Source organism: Salmonella sp. WC3 (assembly GCF_042932255.1).
Lineage (GTDB): Bacteria > Pseudomonadota > Gammaproteobacteria > Enterobacterales > Enterobacteriaceae > Salmonella > Salmonella enterica.
This window is the reverse complement of the sequence record NZ_CP170629.1, coordinates 2,407,086-2,425,560: the sequence shown is the minus strand read 5'-3', so window position 1 is coordinate 2,425,560 and position 18,475 is coordinate 2,407,086. Positions and strand designations below refer to the sequence as shown.

The following is an 18,475-nucleotide window of genomic DNA, read 5'->3' as shown; positions in this document are numbered from 1 at the left end:
TATATTAGACAGAATATTTTGCTTTTTCTATGCTTTACATGTCGGTTATACCCGTCTCCTGTTGACGGAGATGTAAAGCAAGGATTTAACGTGAGTCGTACAACTATTCTCGATGACGCCACGGCGAGCGATATCGATGAACAACGCCATTCTCAGCCGGTTCAATTTATTAAACGCGGTACAGCGCCTTTCATGCGCGTCACGCTGGCTCTTTTTTCCGCGGGCCTGGCGACTTTCGCGCTCCTTTATTGCGTCCAGCCTATACTACCGGTACTTTCCCAGGAGTTTGGCGTCTCCCCCGCCAGCAGCAGCGTTTCACTTTCTATTTCTACCGCCATGCTGGCTATCGGCTTACTTTTTACCGGCCCGCTTTCTGATGCGATAGGCCGTAAACCGGTGATGGTCACCGCCTTGTTATTAGCCTCCTGCTGCACATTGTTATCAACCATGATGACCAGCTGGCATGGTATTCTGATTATGCGTGCGCTGATCGGTCTGTCGTTAAGCGGCGTCGCCGCGGTGGGAATGACCTACCTGAGTGAAGAAATCCATCCCAGCTTTGTCGCTTTCTCTATGGGACTCTATATTAGCGGTAATTCCATCGGCGGGATGAGCGGGCGTTTATTAAGCGGCGTCATGACCGACTTTTTTAACTGGCGCATCGCGCTGGCGGCCATCGGATGCTTTGCGCTGGCGTCCGCGCTGATGTTCTGGAAGATTTTACCCGCCTCGCAACATTTCCGTCCCACGTCGCTACGGCCTAAAACGCTATTTATTAATTTCCGTCTCCACTGGCGCGATCGGGGGCTACCTCTGCTGTTTGCGGAAGGTTTTTTACTGATGGGCGCGTTCGTCACCCTGTTTAACTACATTGGCTATCGCCTGATGCTCTCCCCCTGGGAATTAAGCCAGGCCGTGGTCGGACTGTTATCCGTAGCCTATCTCACCGGCACATGGAGCTCGCCGAAAGCTGGCGCAATGACCTCACGCTATGGCCGGGGGCCGGTGATGCTGTTCTCTACCGCAGTAATGCTGGGCGGGCTTTTACTGACGCTTTTTACCTCGCTTTGGCTGATTTTTGCCGGGATGCTGCTTTTTTCCGCCGGCTTTTTCGCCGCGCACTCCGTGGCCAGTAGTTGGATTGGCCCGCGTGCGCGCCGGGCGAAGGGACAGGCCTCGTCACTTTATCTTTTCAGCTATTATCTGGGGTCCAGTATCGCCGGGACGCTAGGCGGCGTATTCTGGCATAGTTACGGCTGGAACGGCGTAGGTGGTTTTATCGCGCTAATGCTGGTGCTGGCCATCCTGGTCGGGACGCGGTTACATCATCGTCTTCACGCCTGAAAAGAAATAATCCGGCGATAGCAACGTGCGCTATCGCCGGGCTGGTTTCACGCCACGACTCACTGTTCACCATAGACCTGTCAGGCTTGATACGCCCATAACTTCTCTGATTGCATCCAGCGCCAGAAGCGTAAATACCACCCAGATTATCGGATTCATATACGGTGTGCCTGTTATTCTGGAGGGCGGATATTACCGACTCTGCGACCAAAAATAACGGCCGGTAACGTAAAGCTACCTATTATGGTGGGGGCTTACATCGCGTTACCGGGGGATTGTACATAGCGTTACATGCCGAAACCAATCACTCACGGAAGCCTTTTGATAACAGCGATATAGTCATTTCACCGGCCCCGCAGTGGGGTTGAATGAAAACCAAATCGAGGGTATCAAAATGAAAAAAGTATTAACTCTGGTTGTTGCCGCTGCAATGGGTCTCTCTTCCGCAGCATTCGCGGCTGAGACTGCAACGCCTGCGAAAACCGCAGCGCCTGCCAAAACAACCCAGAACACCCAGCACCACAAAAAACAGCATAAAAAAACCGTTGAGCAAAAAGCGCAGGCGGCTAAAAAGCACCAGAAAAAAGGTGGTAAAGCGCCAGCCAAAACCCCGTCAAAACCAACTACTCAACCGGCTGCGTAAGTCGTAACATGCTGCGGCGCGCCCCCGCGCCCGTTTTTACGGCGCTAAATTGTTCTGGTTTAGCGCCGCCTTCCGGGAGGGCAAAAAAGTGTCTCGCTACCGCTTTGAGCTCATTCTTATCGTGCTTATTTTATGCGCCGCTATTGCCACGCATTTCTATCTTTCCTGAGTGTAGTTATCTGATTTTACTCCCACTTTCTTACCGTCACGTCTATAGTAGTACTGAGGATTTGTTGTTAATAATCATAATTACCCACCAGAGTGTGATATGCATAAAACCATTGCTGTATTACTGGGCATAGTGTGTTTTTTACCGGTTATGGCGAAAGCCAGGGGGTCTGAAACAGACGCCACGGATGCCAGCGACGTCAAAACGCTTTTTTTTTAACCATGACGATCGGGTGCCCGTCGCCGATCCTACCCAATCGCCGTGGGATGCCATCGGGCAACTAGAGACCGCCAGCGGTAATTTGTGTACGGCAACGCTTATCTCCCCGCATATCGCCCTGACAGCAGGTCACTGCCTGCTAACGCCACCGAAAGGAAAACCAGACAAGGCGGTTGCGCTGCGTTTTGTGGCGCGAAAAGGAGTATGGCGCTATGAAATCCACGGCATTGAAGGCCGCGTTGAACCGTCGCTGGGCCGACGCCTGAAAGCGGATGGCGATGGCTGGATTGTGCCGCCTGCCGCGGCAAGCTGGGATTTTGGTCTGGTAATATTGCGCTACCCACCTTCCGGTATCACACCAGTGCCTTTATTTACCGGCGATAAAGCGGCGCTCACTGCGGCGTTGAAAGCCGCAGACCGAAAAGTCACGCAGTCCGGTTATCCGGAAGATCATCTGAATGCGCTCTATTCCCATCAGGATTGCGTCGTGACCGGCTGGGCGCAGAATGCCGTACTCTCACACCAGTGCGACACGTTACCTGGCTACAGCGGCTCGCCGCTCTTATTGCACACGGATAGCGGATGGCAGCTCATTGGCGTACAAAGCTCCGCCCCTGCGGCTAAAGATCGCTGGCGCGCCGATAACCGCGCTATATCCGTCACCGGCTTTCGCGATAAGCTGAAAGCTCTGGCGCAGGATTAATGCGGGAATCGCTGCCTGAACCGACAGGCAGCGATCGTCTCAGGCAAATTTGATCATGACCATTCCGGCGAGCAGCAATATCACGCCAACCCAGCCTTTGGGGTTTAAGCGCTGGCCGAAGAGCACCCAGCCCGCCGCCAGCGTGGCGGCAATACCAAAACCGCCCCATAACGCATACGCCACCGACAGGTCTATCCCTTTTACCGCCTGGGAAAGCGCGCTGAAGGCGGCCAGAACAGCGGCAAGCGATAAGATGCCATAGCATTTACGGCGAAAGCCGTCCGAAAATTTCAACAATACGTTAGCCGCGATTTCCAGCATTATTGCCAACCCAAGCCAGGCGCCGTGTATCCATTCAAATTGTTGCACGAGTCGCCTCCTTCACCGGTTTGCCGGGTTTACGCGTCCCTGATTTGATCAATACGATGCCGGCGACCAGCGTCAGCAAGCCGGCAATCTTCATGGTTGATAATGCTTCATCAAATAGCAGCACGCTAAAAATGGTAATAAATAAAATGCCGATCCCTTCCCATAAGGCATACGCTACACGCAGGGCAATCTTTTTTACCGCAAAAGAAAGAAATATATATGACAGCGTGATCATCACCAGCATTAAAATAAAACCCGCATTGCCATTACCCACGCTAGCCCATTTCATTGAGAGCGTGCCGGTAATTTCAGTCGCGATAGCCAGAGCTAATAAAATCCAGTAAAACATGACACTTCTCCTGCATGAGAATATACTCTTTCGAGTCTGCTGCACGCAGCAAACTAAAAAATAAAATCAGTTAGCACAGCGCATTGCGCCAGCTCAGGCAGAAGTGAGAGACTAAAGCGCGTTACGCCAGTGCTGCTCGCCGATAAGCAGGAAAAAGGAGGTAGAGTGAAGATGCGTTTGCGTGGAGAAAAAAGCGCTGAACATATTGTCCATAATATTACAATTATCCGCAGTGTTGCTTCTCGTCATCGCGGATGATAATTGTCCTCGGTAGTTGAACACGCCTGATTTGTATCATAAGCCAAGAATTAACTCAAAATATTTTCACTTCTTTACCTGAAGTGTTTGATTTTAACCAGAACAGGTCGACCGACATCACATTATTATTCGTGTCGGCATCAGAAAACAGGGACTGATATGGCAAAACCGATCATCACGCTCAATGGTCTAAAAATCGTCATTATGCTGGGAATGCTGGTGGTTATTCTGAGCGGTATCCGCTTCGCCGCAGATATCATTGTTCCCTTTATTTTGGCGTTATTTATTGCAGTCGTTCTCAATCCCGTTGTGCAACGGATGACCCGATGCCGAATTCCGCGCGTTATCGCCGTATCATTGCTCATTGTGATTATTGTTATGTTAATGGTACTGCTACTGGCCTATTTGGGGACATCATTAAATGAACTGGCTCGTACCCTACCGCAATATCGCTCCTCATTGGTGATACCGTTGCAACGTATTGAACCGTGGTTACAGCGAGCAGGCATTGGCGTGTCGGTTGATGAGCTGGCGAAATATATCGATCCAAACGCCGCCATGACTCTGGTAACGAACCTGCTCACCCAACTGTCCAATGCCATGTCGTCCATCTTTTTATTGTTATTGACCGTGGTATTTATGCTGCTGGAGGTTCCACAACTGCCTGAAAAACTGCAGCAGATGATGAGCCGTCCGGTGGAGGGCATGGCGGCAATTCAACGCGCGCTTGATAGCGTTTCCCATTATCTGGTGCTAAAAACAGCGATCAGTATCGTGACGGGGCTGGTCGCATGGGGAATGCTGGCCGTGCTGGATGTCCGCTTCGCCTTTGTCTGGGGTCTACTGGCCTTCGCGCTGAACTATATTCCTAATATTGGATCGGTGCTCGCTGCCCTGCCACCCATTATTCAGGTGCTGGTATTTAACGGGTTTTATGATGCGCTGCTGGTGCTGGTGCTGGTGCTGGTGCTGGTGCTGGTGCTGGCAGGCTATCTGCTGATTAATCTGGTCTTCGGCAATATCCTTGAGCCACGAATCATGGGACGTGGTTTAGGCCTTTCAACCTTAGTGGTATTTTTGTCGTTAATTTTCTGGGGCTGGCTATTAGGTCCGGTGGGCATGTTGCTCTCCGTTCCGTTAACCATCATTGTCAAAATCGCCCTCGAACAGACCACCGGCGGGCAGAGTATCGCCGTTCTGCTTAGCGATTTAAACAAAAGATAAAATGCAATACATACACAAAATCATTCAAGATGCCTCGCGGCGGCAAGGGAAGAAATCCCCGGGAGCATAGATAACGATGTGACCGGGGTTTCTGAGCGCAGCCAACAAAGAGGCAGCTTAAAGGATGAAGTTTATAAAAACGGCCTCCGAAGAGGCCGCCGCACGTTTAAAAGATTAAAGCGCTTTCAGAATCGCATCCACGCTGGCTTTGGCATCGCCAAACAGCATTTGCGTATTCTCTTTAAAGAACAGCGGGTTCTGCACACCAGCATAACCAGTATTCATTGAACGCTTAAAGACCACGACATTCTGTGCTTTCCACACTTCGAGAACCGGCATACCGGCGATCGGGCTGCGGGGATCGTCTTGCGCCGCCGGGTTCACCGTATCGTTCGCGCCAATCACCAGCACGGTATCGGTATCGGCGAAATCATCATTGATTTCGTCCATTTCCAGCACGATGTCATAAGGCACTTTCGCCTCTGCCAACAGCACGTTCATATGCCCCGGCAGGCGACCCGCCACCGGATGAATGCCGAAACGCACGTTGATACCGCGCGCACGCAGTTTTTCGGTGATTTCCGCCACCGGATACTGCGCCTGCGCCACCGCCATCCCGTACCCCGGCGTAATAATGACGGAGTGGGAGTTTTTCAGCATCTCAGCGGTCTCTTCCGCCGTGATTTCGCGATGCTCGCCAGCTTCCTGATCGTCGCCCGTTGAGGAGCCGTCAGTACCGAACCCACCAGCAATAACGCTGATGAAAGAGCGGTTCATCGCTTTACACATAATGTAAGACAGGATCGCGCCTGACGAACCGACCAGCGCGCCGGTCACAATCAGCAAATCGTTGCTCAACATGAAGCCAGCCGCCGCGGCAGCCCAACCGGAATAGGAGTTCAGCATTGAAACAACCACCGGCATGTCCGCCCCGCCGATAGAGGCGACCAGATGCCAACCAAACGCCAGCGCGATAATGGTCATCAGCAGCAGCGCCAGAACCTGTAGACCCACGCTTTCGGTGCGGACAAAAACCAGCAGCAACAGGAAAGAAACAACCAGCGCCGCCAGGTTCATTTTGTGACGGTTAGGCAACATCAACGGCTTAGAAGAGATTTTGCCGCGCAGTTTACCAAACGCTACGATCGATCCAGTGAAAGTGACTGCGCCAATAAAGATACCGAGGAAGACTTCGGTCAGATGAATATTCACCAGCACCGGCGCCAGACTGGCGTCATGGTACAGATAGCTGTTAAAGCCAACCAGTACCGCCGCCAGGCCCACGAAACTGTGCAGAATCGCGACCAGCTCCGGCATCTCGGTCATCTCAACTTTTTTCGCCATGCGGATGCCAATCGCGCCGCCAATAATCATGGCGACCAGAATCCATGCCACGTTGCCGGTATCCGGCCCGAAAATGGTCGCCAGCAACGCGATCGCCATCCCGGCAATACCGAAGTTATTCCCCTGGCGGGACGTTTCATGCTTTGAAAGCCCGGCAAGACTGAAAATAAACAGGATCGCGGCAACAATGTATGCAGCTGTAACTAATCCTCCAGACATGTGTTACCCCTTAGTTTTTCCGGAACATTTTCAGCATACGCTGAGTCACGGTGAAGCCACCGAAAATATTAATGCTGGCGATAAGCACCGCGATAAAGCTCAGGAAGCTGACCCAGCCGCCCTGACCAATTTGCAATAATGCCCCGACAACAATAATCCCTGAAATTGCGTTGGTCACCGACATTAATGGCGTATGAAGCGCATGAGACACGTTCCACACCACGTAATAACCAACCACGCAGGCGAGCGCAAACACGGTAAAATGGCCGAGGAACTCTTTTGGCGCGACATCGGCCAGCCAGCCAAAAAGAATGATCGCCAGCGCCATTAACGCATACTTCCGCCAGGGTGAAGCGGGCTTTTCCGGCTCTTTTGGCGCAGGTGCTGCTTTAGGCGCGGCCTGTGGCTGCGCGGAAACCTGGATTGGCGGCGCAGGCCAGGTAATGTCGCCGTCACGAATCACCGTCACGCCACGGATCACGACATCGTCAAAATCCACGTCAATATTGCCGTCTTTCTCTTTGCACAGCAGCTTCAGCAGGTTAACCAGGTTGGTGCCATAAAGTTGGGATGACTGCGTCGGCAAACGCCCCGGTAGATCGGTGTAGCCAATCACTTTCACGCCATTGTCCGTCGTCACAACCTGATTAGCGACGGTATATTCGCAGTTACCGCCGTTCTGCGCGGCCAGGTCGACAATCACGCTGCCGGCCTTCATAGAATCGACCATATCGCGGGTAATCAGCTTCGGCGCAGGTTTGCCCGGAATCAACGCGGTGGTAACAATGATATCGACCTCTTTGGCCTGGGCGGCAAAGAGCGCCATTTCCGCTTTGATAAACGCCTCGGACATGACTTTGGCGTAACCATCGCCGCTACCGGCTTCCTCTTTAAAATCCAGTTCGAGGAACTCAGCCCCCATACTCTGGACCTGCTCTTTGACTTCAGGACGAGTGTCAAACGCGCGGACAATCGCCCCCAGGCTGTTTGCCGCGCCGATAGCCGCAAGACCGGCAACGCCCGCACCAATCACCATCACCTTCGCCGGCGGCACTTTCCCGGCGGCGGTGATTTGGCCGGTAAAGAAGCGCCCAAATTCATGCGCGGCCTCTACAATGGCGCGATAACCCGCGATATTCGCCATTGAGCTTAACGCGTCGAGCGACTGCGCGCGGGAAATACGCGGCACGGAGTCCATCGCCATCACCGTAACCTTACGTTCGGCAAGTTTCTCCATTAACCCAGGATTTTGCGCAGGCCAGATAAAACTGACCAGCGTAGTTCCGGGGTTCAGTAAAGCGATTTCATCTTCTTCAGGCGCATTAACCTTGAGAATAATTTCCGACTGCCAGATAGCATTGCCGTCTACAATATCCGCGCCAGCCTGCGCAAACGCTTTGTCGTCAAAACTTGCCAGTTGACCCGCCCCGCTTTCGATAGCGACGCTAAACCCCAGCTTCAGTAGCTGCTCTACCGTTTTCGGCGTCGCAGCGACACGGGTTTCATTGGGTAACCGCTCTTTTGGTATGCCAATTCGCATAAATGTTCCCTTCCATCGATATTTTTGATGATGGTTTGTCAGTAAGCGCGAGAAGCGTACGCCTGCCCGCGTTTGAGGTAAATGTTACCCCAGCAGAATAAAACCGTTACAAACTCTCTATAACCTACTGAAAATAACGCCTGTGATCTAGCGCCAAAAAACAGAATTTTTTATCAAATTTGCAAAACATGAACGATTCAGCCGCTAAGCAGCCATAATGCCTTGAAAATGGCCTGCGAGGGCTGATAATTCGCTCAAATTTGACAGCAAAACATCATTAAACCTCTGCCGGGATCAAGAAATTAACATTAAATTAACTTATTAAATTTATGCGCTTCATTAGCTTAGCCACCCGGACGCCGTTTTTTTCGACATATCGGCAAATGTTATCATCAAAGATAGGATACATGACACGATGCGTGAAAAATCCCGCAGACATCCATATGGTTTAAATGCAATAATCAGCCACGTTTCTAGTCAATAACAATACCAGTACCTGGTTTGCGCAAGGCGAAGGATTATTTTTATGAAGCTTAAGAACACTCTCCTGGCGTCGGCTCTGCTTTCTGCGGCTGCTTTTTCTGTCCATGCAGCAACAGAACTGACGCCGGAGCAAGCGGCTGCACTAAAACCTTATGACCGCATCGTTATTACCGGTCGTTTTAATTCTATTGGCGATGCGGTCTCCGCCGTGTCCCGCCGCGCAGATAAAGAAGGCGCAGCCTCCTTCTATGTTGTCGACACCTCGGAGTTCGGCAACAGTGGTAACTGGCGTGTTGTGGCGGACGTGTATAAAGCCGACGCGCCGAAAGCCGACGCGCCCAAAAATCGTGTCATTAATGGCATCGTGGAATTACCGAAAGACCAGGCCGTACAATTAGAACCGTATGACACCGTCACCGTTCAGGGCTTCTACCGTAGCCAGCCGGAAGTTAACGATGCCATTACGAAAGCGGCGAAACAAAAAGGCGCATATGCTTTCTATATTGTTCGTCAGATAGATGCGAATCAGGGCGGAAACCAGCGCATCACTGCATTTATCTATAAACAAGATGCGAAAAAACGCATCGTCCAGAGCCCGGACGCTATTCCGGCAGACTCTGAAGCTGGCCGCGCCGCGCTGGCTCAGGGCGGCGAAGCTGCGAAGAAAGTCGAAATTCCAGGCGTCGCCACGTCAGCCTCGCCGAGCGCCGAAGTAGGCCGTTTCTTCGAAACGCAATCCTCCAAAGGTGGGCGTTACACTGTCACACTTCCGGATGGCACAAAAGTTGAGGAGCTGAATAAAGCGACGGCTGCAATGATGGTGCCTTTCGACAGCGTTAAGTTCACCGGCAACTACGGCAATATGACGGAAATCTCCTACCAGGTCGCCAAACGCGCGGCGAAGAAAGGCGCTAAGTATTATCATATTACGCGTCAGTGGCAGGAGCGCGGCAATAACATCACCATCAGCGCCGACCTCTATAAATAAGGCGCGCGTCGCCATCAGGCTTTCTCGCCGGATGGCGGCATACCTGCCTTATCAGGCCTACACGATCGTTCAACGGCAGGCCTGATAAGCCGCCATCCGGCACTTTCTCGCGGGATGCCAGTTCCGTCAAATATCGCGATGAATCTCACTTTTCGCTTTTTTGGCGATAAATCTTATCCAGGCCGTTGCATGCGGTCCCTTCTCTCCGTAAAATCCCGCGCCTTAGTGGCTTTCACCATTTTTATGCGTTTTGCCATAATAATTATTCTCCCAATTTCATTTTTATAGCTGGATACCAATGGAAAAAAAACTGGGACTGAGCGCGCTGACCGCGCTGGTTTTAAGCTCAATGCTTGGCGCAGGTGTTTTCAGCCTGCCCCAGAATATGGCCGCCGTTGCCAGTCCGGCTGCGTTGTTAATTGGCTGGGCCATTACCGGCGTGGGGATACTCTTACTGGCATTCGCCATGTTAATCCTCACGCGCATTCGCTCCGAGCTTGACGGCGGCATCTTTACTTACGCCCGCGAAGGCTTCGGCGAACTGATTGGCTTTTGTTCTGCCTGGGGCTATTGGCTGTGCGCGGTCATCGCCAACGTATCCTATTTGGTTATCGTTTTTTCAGCGCTGAGTTTCTTTACCGATACGCCTGCGCTGCGTCTGTTTGGCGACGGTAATACCTGGCAGGCTATTGTCGGCGCTTCAGTCCTGCTCTGGATTGTCCATTTCCTCATCCTGCGCGGCGTACAAACGGCAGCCAGCATCAATCTGGTCGCGACTCTGGCGAAACTGTTGCCGCTCGGCGCGTTTATTGTGCTGGCTATCATGATGTTCAAACTGGATACCTTCACACTGGACTTCACTGGTGTTGAACTCGGTATTCCCGTATGGGAACAGGTCAAGAACACCATGCTTATTACGCTGTGGGTGTTTATTGGCGTTGAAGGCGCCGTCGTCGTCTCGGCCCGAGCGAAAAATAAACGCGATGTAGGCCGCGCCACGCTACTGGCGGTCCTCGCAGCGCTGGGAATATATCTCCTGGTCACGCTGCTTTCTCTTGGCGTTCTTGCGCGTCCGGAACTGGCGGAGATGCGCAACCCGTCGATGGCCGGTCTGATGGTGAAAATGATGGGGCCGTGGGGAGAAATTATTATTGCAGCGGGACTGATTGTGTCTGTCTGCGGGGCTTATCTAAGCTGGACTATCATGGCGGCGGAGGTGCCATTTCTGGCGGCAGCCTATAAATCCTTCCCGGGCATCTTCGCGCGACAAAATGCGCAAGGCGCGCCTTCTGCATCGTTATGGCTCACCAATATCTGTGTGCAAATCTCTCTGGTGCTGATCTGGCTGACCGGTTCGGACTACAACACGCTATTGACGATTGCGTCAGAAATGATTCTGGTGCCCTACTTTCTGGTCGGCGCATTTCTGCTGAAGATTGCAACACGTCCCCTCCATCGGGCGGTCGGTATCGGAGCCTGTATTTATGGCTTATGGTTGTTATACGCGTCGGGTCCCATGCACCTGCTGCTGTCCGTCTTGCTGTACGCACCTGGATTACTGGTTTTCCTGTATGCGCGTCGGACGCACAAGCATGACAACGTGTTAAATCGTCAGGAAGTCGTGCTGATTGGTTTATTGCTGGTCGCGGCGGTTCCGGCTACGTGGATGCTGGTGGGTTGACAACCTCCCCATCGTAATATCCGTCTGTATTACGATGGGGAAACCACGGTCTTTGCCAATATTAATGCCATTTAATCCAGCAAAAAATCAGCAGCCACGCGCTTAGCCCCCAGCAGACCACCGCACCGCCAAGCGCGACGGGCAGGCGCATCACGCCGCTGAAATACCATAGCGTTGCAAGATAAATGAAATAAGGAATGATCGACCACATGCTAAAGACGATGGTGGTACGCATCGCGTCGATGCCCCGCTCGCTGGCCACGATATAGTGCGCGATAAGCGCAAACGTTGGAAACAGAGGAATTAATCCGGCGATATAATAATTTTTTGTTTTTGACAGCAGACCAATCAATACGACGACCAGCGCCCCCAGGGCAGCTTTAATCACGAGTCCCATTACCTTGCCTTAACATGCTAATAACAACAGCGTGTAGCATAACGGAACCGCTCTCGTTTAGAAAATATTTATGGAAGGGAAAACAGAGGCGGTGTATGTTGGCGTTTTCTATTCTCCATTTATAATATGAACCGCATTGTATTTGTTGAAGATGACGCTGAAGTGGGTTCTCTCATTGCCGCTTATCTGGCGAAACATGATATTGATGTCATTGTTGAGCCGCGTGGTGACCGGGCGGAGGATCTTATCCTCACCACTCAGCCCGATCTGGTTTTACTGGATATTATGCTTCCAGGTAAAGATGGCATGACGATATGCCGCGATTTACGCCACCGCTGGCAAGGCCCGATTGTCCTGCTCACCTCGCTGGACAGTGATATGAATCATATTCTGGCGCTGGAGATGGGCGCCTGCGACTACATCCTCAAAACCACGCCTCCGGCCGTTTTGCTGGCGCGTCTGCGCTTACACCTGCGGCAAAGCGAACAAACGCAACAGGCAAAAAGTCTTCAGGAGAGCGCGCTTACGCCGCATAAAGCGCTGCGTTTTGGCGCGTTAACCATCGATCCCCTTAACCGGGCGGTCCAGCTCAATGGCGATTTCATATCGCTCTCCACCGCCGATTTTGAATTGCTCTGGGAACTGGCGACACACGCCGGACAAATTATGGATCGCGACGCGTTGCTAAAAACGCTGCGCGGCGTCAATTATGATGGTCTGGATCGCAGCGTGGATGTGGCGATTTCCCGCCTGCGTAAGAAACTGCTGGATAGCGCTGCTGAGCCCTATCGTATAAAGACCATTCGCAATAAAGGCTATCTTTTTGCCCCTCATGCCTGGGACGAAACGACGGGATAAGTTAGCCGACAGATTTTACCTGCCTTTATCAAGTCATAGTGGCGATGCTCATCACCGCCACTGTTCAAAAAACAGACATTGTATACATGGATGCTATTTTTATTAGTCGAAACGGCCCCTTTATTACCGTTTTCTCTGCGTTGCGGTTCTTCATTACGTCTTCTTCGCCCAAAAAAATTAAATTAAAAAAACTCGAAGCCAGTTCACAAAATTGATAACAGAATGTCTGCCCGCCGCTATATTGCCATCTTTTTTCGCAAATTGTGAAATAAAACAAATCACAACCATGAATATATAATAACAAATATATTCACCATAAATATATGCGTTTCCGATAGTAACTTTTGTATTAATTAATAACATATAAGAAAAGTTAGCATTTGCTGAAATAATATTATTCAGATTAGGATGCCTTTGATTCAACGAATCTGTAGAAGTTCAATCTTTTGCAAATAAGTTAAGTTTTTAAGGATAAAAAAATGAAAAGAAAAGTATTGGCACTTGTCATCCCGGCTCTGCTGGCTGCTGGCGCAGCACACGCCGCTGAAATTTATAACAAAGACGGCAACAAACTGGACCTTTACGGGAAAGTAGACGGCCTGCACTATTTCTCTGATGACTCTTCTAAAGATGGCGATCAGACCTATATGCGTGTCGGCTTTAAAGGCGAAACGCAGATTAACGACCAACTGACCGGTTACGGCCAGTGGGAATATAACGTTCAGGCTAACACTACCGAAGGCGAAGGTGCTAATTCCTGGACTCGTCTGGCATTCGCCGGCCTGAAATTCGGCGACTACGGCTCATTCGACTATGGTCGTAACTACGGCGTCCTGTACGACGTAGAAGGCTGGACCGATATGCTGCCTGAGTTCGGCGGCGACTCCTACACTTACGCTGACAACTTCATGACCGGTCGTGCTAACGGCGTGGCCACCTACCGTGACACTGATTTCTTCGGTCTGGTAGACGGTCTGAACTTCGCGTTGCAATATCAGGGTAAAAATGAAAGCCAAAGCGCTGACGATGTAAATATCGGTACCAATAACCGTAATAATGGCGACGATATTCGTTACGATAACGGTGATGGCTTCGGTATTTCTACTACCTATGATATTGGCATGGGCTTCAGCGCAGGCGCTGCGTATACCACTTCCGATCGTACTAATGAGCAAGTCAATGCTAGCAGCACGATTGCTGGCCGCACGATTGCTGGCCGCACGATTGCTGGCGGCGACAAAGCGGATGCATGGACAGCTGGCTTGAAATATGATGCCAACAACATCTATTTAGCGACTATGTATTCTGAAACCCGTAATATGACGCCTTATGGTAAAACGGACAAGGGTTATGATGGCGGCGTAGCAAACAAAACGCAAAACTTCGAAGTTACAGCCCAATATCAATTTGATTTCGGTCTGCGCCCGGCGGTTTCTTTCCTGATGTCTAAAGGTAAAGATCTGACCTATAACAACGTTAATGGCGATGATAAAGACCTGGTTAAATATGCTGATGTAGGTGCTACCTACTATTTCAACAAAAACTTCTCCACCTATGTTGATTATAAAATCAACCTGCTGGATGACGACGACCCGTTCTATAAAGATGCCGGTATCAGCACTGATGATATCGTCGCGCTGGGTATGGTTTACCAGTTCTAATGATTCATTAATTCTTCTCAAGCCCGCCGTTTCGGCGGGCTTTTCTTGTCTATGGAAAACCCCCAGCTAGGCTGGGGGTTCCGGAAAGCTTTCAGCTTTAAGCCAGTTATTAAAACCCCTTTTGATTTGTTAAAACATCTTGCGGTCTGGCAACTGCAAAAGTTCAACAAGAAATCAAAAGGGGGTCCCAATGGGGGACGAAAAGAGCTTAGCGCACACCCGATGGAACTGTAAATATCACATAGTTTTCGCGCCCAAATACCGAAGACAAGCGTTCTATGGAGAGAAGCGTAGGGCAGTAGGCAGCATATTAAGAAAATTGTGTGAATGGAAAAACGTACGAATCCTGGAAGCGGAATGTTGTGCAGATCATATTCACATGCTTCTGGAGATCCCGCCGAAGATGAGTGTGTCGAGCTTCATGGGATATCTGAAGGGTAAAAGTAGTCTGATGCTTTACGAGCAGTTTGGGGATCTAAAATTCAAATACAGGAACAGGGAGTTCTGGTGCAGAGGGTACTATGTCGATACGGTGGGTAAGAACACGGCGAAGATACGGGAATACATAAAGCACCAGCTTGAAGAGGATAAAATGGGTGAGCAATTATCGATCCCTTATCCGGGCAGCCCGTTTACGGGCCGTAAGTAACGAAGTTTGATGCAAATGTCAGATCGTATGCGCCTGTTAGGGCGCGGCTGGTAAGAGAGCCTTACAGGCGCATCTGAAAAACCTCCGGCTATGCCGGAGGATATTTATTTTTTCATCACCACCGTTCTAAAAACAGAACGCACTGTTCCCTGGGCACAGATTGAACAATTCTTGTTCGCTCTCTATGGTTTGCTTATCGCCCGACAAAAGGAACATGCTAATGATCAGTCCCGTCTCTGCTTTCCAGAACCGCGCTTCTCTTTCTGCTCACGGCCACAGGCGCAGCCACCGCCGCCCGCCCGGCAGCGGATATTATTTTGCATAACGGTAATATCATCACTCTGAATGATGCCCAGCCGCAGGCCAGCGCGCTGGCGATTTCCGGCTCGCGGATTGTGGCGATTGGCGATGATACGGCGACAAATGAATGGCGCGGCGACCATACCCGTACCATCGATTTACAGGGTAAAACCGTGATACCCGGCCTGACCGATACTCACATCCACGCCATTCGCGGCGGACAAACCTGGACATTCGAAACCTACTGGTACGACAGCCCTTCGCTTAAAGACGCGCTGGATAAATTACGCGCCGACGCTAACCGTCGTCCCCACGATCAATGGGTAGCCGTAGTGGGATCGTGGATACCGGCGCAATTTGCAGAAAACCGGGCGCCGACGGTAGCCGAATTGAGCCACGCCCTTCCCGATCATCCGGCTTATATTCAGTATCTTTACGACTATGCGTTAGTGAATCAGCGCGGTATAGACGTACTTGGCCTTAACAACACCCCTCCTCCTGATTTAGCGGGAATCCGCGTAGAGCGCGACGCAAAAGGTAGCGCCACGGGGAAATTATTTGGTGACATCGCCGCGTTTAACCAGCTTTTTGCCAGCATAAGTAGTAACGCCGATCGTGAGGGTGGTCTGCGGCAATTTTTCGCTGATATGAACGCTCGCGGCGTGACCGGCATCATTGACCCCTCTGCCGGGCCTGCCGCCGCTTATGAGCCTTTATTTGCAATGCGAAACCAGGGGGATTTACCGCTGCGCGTGGGGTATCGCATTCCGGTACAGCCAGAAGCGAAAGGTCATGAAGCGCAGTGGTTCAGCAACCTGATGGCCTTTCGCCCGGCGCGTGCCGATGACGGGCAACTGGCTTTTCTTGGCCTGGGGAAAGCCTGGTGGCCGGAATGAATGACGGCGTGCGGATGGCCCCAGGGTTTTCTTCCTCAGAGCAGGACAAAACTGCGCTTCGCCAGGTCGCGACATTTGCGGCAAAACGGGGAATACCGCTTGAGATCCACGCCTATACCGATGATAGCGCCGACGCGATATTGACGATTTTTGAGCAGGTAGCGCAGCAGTACGATCTGCGCCCTCTCCGTTGGTCTATTGCGCATCTGAATACCGGTTCGCCACAGACGCTTGAGCGAATGCGTAAGCTGGGTCTGGCATACACTGTGCAAATGGGGCCTTACTTTGAGGGGCTTGCCATCCGTGACGCCAATCCACCCGGCGCGACGGACAATTCGCCGCCGGTTCGACTGGCGCTGGATAAAGGGCTTGTCGTGGCTGGCGGTACCGATTCGACGCGTATTGGCATTGCCGGTGTCTGGCACGCTATCGAATATCATATCACCGGTATAGCGTCAGGCGGTTCCGTGCGTAAACCCGCCAGCGAGCGGCTCACGCGTCTGGAAGCGCTAGCGTTATATACACGTCATGCCGCCTGGCTCGCCTTTGCCGAACAACACCGGGGCCAGCTTAGCGTCGGAAAACAGGCCGATCTGGCGGTACTCAATCAGCCATTTATGACGATGCCGGAAGACAGAATTGATACCATTCGCGCTGTTTTGACGCTTGTCGATGGACGCATTGTTCACGAAAGTCCGGACCTTAACGCCGGACAATGAGGTTGTCAGTTGACGCAAAGCCTGCTTTTATAACCCACCAGCGGCGCTGACGGGAAATCTTTTTCGTCAGCGCACGATAGAGCTAATGTATTGAGATCCGGTGGGCGTTGATGAAAAAGCTGTTTGTGCAGTTTTACCTTTTGCTGTTCGTCTGTTTTCTGGTCATGACCTTATTGGTCGGACTGGTGTACAAATTCACCGCCGAACGCGCGGGCAGGCAATCGCTCGACGATCTGATGAAAAGTTCGCTCTATCTGATGCGCAGCGAACTGCGGGAAATTCCGCCGCGTGAATGGGGGAAAACGTTAAAAGAGATGGACCTGAACCTCTCTTTCGATTTACGCGTTGAACCGTTAAATCACTATAAGCTTGATGCCGCCACCACGCAGCGACTGCGTGAAGGCGATATTGTCGCGCTTGACGATCAATACACCTTTATTCAGCGTATCCCGCGCAGCCATTACGTCCTGGCGGTTGGCCCGGTTCCCTATCTCTATTTCCTGCATCAAATGCGACTGCTGGATATCGCCTTAATGGCGCTCATTGCCTTTTCTCTCGCCTTTCCTGTGTTTATCTGGATGCGCCCGCACTGGCAAGAAATGCTCAGGCTCGAATCCGCCGCGCAGCGCTTTGGCGAGGGTCATTTGACTGAACGCCTGCACTTCGATAATGGCTCCAGTTTCGAACGTCTGGGCGTCGCGTTCAACCAGATGGCGGATAACATTAATGCCCTGATCGCCAGTAAAAAACAGCTGATTGACGGTATCGCCCATGAGCTTCGCACGCCGCTGGTACGTTTACGCTATCGGCTTGAAATGAGTGAAAATCTGACACCGCCGGAATCACAGGCGCTCAATCGCGATATTGGTCAACTGGAAGCGCTGATTGAAGAACTGCTCACCTATGCGCGCCTTGACCGACCACAAAATGAACTGATGTTGACCGAACCCGACCTCCCCGCCTGGTTGCTCGCGCATTTGCAGGATGTGCAGATCGTGACCCCGGAACGTGCCGTAAACCTTGTCACATGTGTAATCGGCGATTATGGCGCGCTTGATATGCGGTTAATGTCGCGAGTGCTGGATAACCTGCTGAATAATGCGTTGCGCTACAGTCATACCACCGTTCAGGTCAGTCTGTTACTCGACGGCAGTCAGGCAACGTTGATAGTCGAAGATGATGGCCCCGGCATTGAAGCGGATGCGCGAGAGCGCGTATTTGAACCTTTTGTCAGACTCGACCCCAGTAGAGACCGGGCGACAGGCGGCTGCGGGCTTGGACTCGCCATCGTACACTCTATCGCACTGGCGATGGGCGGTAGCGTCGTCTGTGACGAGAGCGAACTGGGCGGCGCAAAATTTAGCTTTCGCTGGCCGGTCTGGCACGCGATGCCCGACATGACCGCTGCCTGACGCATTTTGCACGCTGGTTGAGCGGCGGGAACTGTGCTATACAGATAGTA

At 51.7% G+C, this 18,475-nt stretch carries 14 protein-coding genes and 2 pseudogenes; 11 read left to right on the top strand and 5 right to left on the bottom strand.

The genetic code is table 11. The annotated features are described in order from the left end of the window. Positions 1 to 90 precede the first annotated feature (90 nt). The 3 genes and pseudogenes from ACFK9X_RS11690 (at position 91) to ACFK9X_RS11680 (ending at position 3,078) form a co-directional block, all read left to right on the top strand. Positions 91 to 1,344, top strand: a complete 1,254-nt coding sequence (locus ACFK9X_RS11690) for an MFS transporter (protein WP_000091796.1) — start codon at positions 91 to 93, stop codon at positions 1,342 to 1,344. A 394-nt stretch (positions 1,345 to 1,738) separates the two neighbouring features. After that, a complete protein-coding gene (gene asr, locus ACFK9X_RS11685) occupies positions 1,739 to 1,987 on the top strand; it encodes an acid resistance repetitive basic protein Asr (RefSeq protein ID WP_151116499.1) in 249 nt (82 codons plus the stop codon). A gap of 268 nt (positions 1,988 to 2,255) precedes the next feature. Next, positions 2,256 to 3,078, top strand: a pseudogene (locus ACFK9X_RS11680) (trypsin-like serine peptidase). A 39-nt stretch (positions 3,079 to 3,117) separates the two neighbouring features. On the opposite strand, the gene mdtI reads toward ACFK9X_RS11680, so the two are convergent. Further along, the gene (mdtI, locus tag ACFK9X_RS11675; protein WP_001183821.1) at positions 3,118 to 3,447 is read right to left on the bottom strand and encodes a multidrug/spermidine efflux SMR transporter subunit MdtI; all 330 of its coding nucleotides are present in this window, start codon (positions 3,445 to 3,447) and stop codon (positions 3,118 to 3,120) included. Beyond that, positions 3,434 to 3,796, bottom strand: coding sequence for a multidrug/spermidine efflux SMR transporter subunit MdtJ (gene mdtJ, locus ACFK9X_RS11670; RefSeq protein WP_151116497.1), 363 nt, complete (start codon positions 3,794 to 3,796; stop codon positions 3,434 to 3,436). The genes mdtI and mdtJ overlap by 14 nt, the downstream gene beginning before the upstream one ends. 417 nt (positions 3,797 to 4,213) lie before the next feature. On the opposite strand from mdtJ, the gene ACFK9X_RS11665 reads away from it, so the two are divergent. After that, positions 4,214 to 5,278 (top strand): AI-2E family transporter, encoded by a 1,065-nt coding sequence (locus ACFK9X_RS11665; RefSeq protein WP_391022313.1) that lies wholly within the window; start codon positions 4,214 to 4,216, stop codon positions 5,276 to 5,278. Between the two features lie 174 nt (positions 5,279 to 5,452). On the opposite strand, the gene pntB is transcribed toward ACFK9X_RS11665, so the two are convergent. Further along, on the bottom strand, positions 5,453 to 6,841 hold the full coding sequence (pntB, locus tag ACFK9X_RS11660) for a Re/Si-specific NAD(P)(+) transhydrogenase subunit beta (RefSeq protein WP_000014056.1): 1,389 nt from the start codon (positions 6,839 to 6,841) through the stop codon (positions 5,453 to 5,455). A 10-nt stretch (positions 6,842 to 6,851) separates the two neighbouring features. Next, a complete protein-coding gene (pntA, locus tag ACFK9X_RS11655) occupies positions 6,852 to 8,381 on the bottom strand; it encodes a Re/Si-specific NAD(P)(+) transhydrogenase subunit alpha (RefSeq protein WP_001219354.1) in 1,530 nt (509 codons plus the stop codon). A gap of 526 nt (positions 8,382 to 8,907) precedes the next feature. On the opposite strand from pntA, the gene ydgH reads away from it, so the two are divergent. Next, complete coding sequence (gene ydgH, locus ACFK9X_RS11650; RefSeq protein WP_151116493.1) at positions 8,908 to 9,852, top strand: DUF1471 family protein YdgH; 945 nt, start codon at positions 8,908 to 8,910, stop codon at positions 9,850 to 9,852. Between the two features lie 298 nt (positions 9,853 to 10,150). Continuing rightward, positions 10,151 to 11,533, top strand: coding sequence for an amino acid permease (locus ACFK9X_RS11645; RefSeq protein ID WP_151116491.1), 1,383 nt, complete (start codon positions 10,151 to 10,153; stop codon positions 11,531 to 11,533). 61 nt (positions 11,534 to 11,594) lie between these two features. Here ACFK9X_RS11645 and ACFK9X_RS11640 read toward each other — a convergent pair whose 3' ends face one another. After that, positions 11,595 to 11,930: a GlpM family protein gene (locus tag ACFK9X_RS11640; protein ID WP_000524877.1), complete on the bottom strand. Its 336-nt coding sequence runs from the start codon at positions 11,928 to 11,930 to the stop codon at positions 11,595 to 11,597. A 126-nt stretch (positions 11,931 to 12,056) separates the two neighbouring features. Here ACFK9X_RS11640 and rstA point away from each other — a divergent pair, with 126 nt between their 5' ends. The 5 genes and pseudogenes from rstA (at position 12,057) to rstB (ending at position 18,425) form a co-directional block, all read left to right on the top strand. Beyond that, positions 12,057 to 12,788, top strand: a complete 732-nt coding sequence (rstA, locus tag ACFK9X_RS11635) for a two-component system response regulator RstA (RefSeq protein ID WP_001080048.1) — start codon at positions 12,057 to 12,059, stop codon at positions 12,786 to 12,788. Between the two features lie 479 nt (positions 12,789 to 13,267). Continuing rightward, a complete protein-coding gene (ompS2, locus tag ACFK9X_RS11630; RefSeq protein ID WP_151116489.1) occupies positions 13,268 to 14,449 on the top strand; it encodes a porin OmpS2 in 1,182 nt (393 codons plus the stop codon). A 190-nt stretch (positions 14,450 to 14,639) separates the two neighbouring features. Then, a complete protein-coding gene (tnpA, locus tag ACFK9X_RS11625; RefSeq protein WP_000502121.1) occupies positions 14,640 to 15,098 on the top strand; it encodes an IS200/IS605-like element IS200F family transposase in 459 nt (152 codons plus the stop codon). 236 nt (positions 15,099 to 15,334) lie between these two features. Beyond that, a pseudogene (locus ACFK9X_RS11620) lies at positions 15,335 to 17,013 on the top strand (amidohydrolase). Positions 17,014 to 17,123: 110 nt separating this feature from the next. Next, positions 17,124 to 18,425, top strand: a complete 1,302-nt coding sequence (gene rstB / locus ACFK9X_RS11615; protein ID WP_151116487.1) for a two-component system sensor histidine kinase RstB — start codon at positions 17,124 to 17,126, stop codon at positions 18,423 to 18,425. Positions 18,426 to 18,475 lie beyond the last annotated feature (50 nt).

Bases quoted from the DNA above. Each gene is read 5' to 3' on its own strand.
- mdtJ (WP_151116497.1), bottom strand. From the start codon at position 3,796: ATGTTTTACTGGATTTTATTAGCTCTGGCTATCGCGACTGAAATTACC.
- pntB (WP_000014056.1), bottom strand. From the start codon at position 6,841: ATGTCTGGAGGATTAGTTACAGCTGCATACATTGTTGCCGCGATCCTG.
- ACFK9X_RS11645 (WP_151116491.1), top strand. From the start codon at position 10,151: ATGGAAAAAAAACTGGGACTGAGCGCGCTGACCGCGCTGGTTTTAAGC.
- asr (WP_151116499.1), top strand. From the start codon at position 1,739: ATGAAAAAAGTATTAACTCTGGTTGTTGCCGCTGCAATGGGTCTCTCT.
- ACFK9X_RS11665 (WP_391022313.1), top strand. From the start codon at position 4,214: ATGGCAAAACCGATCATCACGCTCAATGGTCTAAAAATCGTCATTATG.
- rstB (WP_151116487.1), top strand. From the start codon at position 17,124: ATGAAAAAGCTGTTTGTGCAGTTTTACCTTTTGCTGTTCGTCTGTTTT.
- pntA (WP_001219354.1), bottom strand. From the start codon at position 8,381: ATGCGAATTGGCATACCAAAAGAGCGGTTACCCAATGAAACCCGTGTC.
- ompS2 (WP_151116489.1), top strand. From the start codon at position 13,268: ATGAAAAGAAAAGTATTGGCACTTGTCATCCCGGCTCTGCTGGCTGCT.
- ACFK9X_RS11640 (WP_000524877.1), bottom strand. From the start codon at position 11,930: ATGGGACTCGTGATTAAAGCTGCCCTGGGGGCGCTGGTCGTCGTATTG.
- ydgH (WP_151116493.1), top strand. From the start codon at position 8,908: ATGAAGCTTAAGAACACTCTCCTGGCGTCGGCTCTGCTTTCTGCGGCT.
- rstA (WP_001080048.1), top strand. From the start codon at position 12,057: ATGAACCGCATTGTATTTGTTGAAGATGACGCTGAAGTGGGTTCTCTC.
- tnpA (WP_000502121.1), top strand. From the start codon at position 14,640: ATGGGGGACGAAAAGAGCTTAGCGCACACCCGATGGAACTGTAAATAT.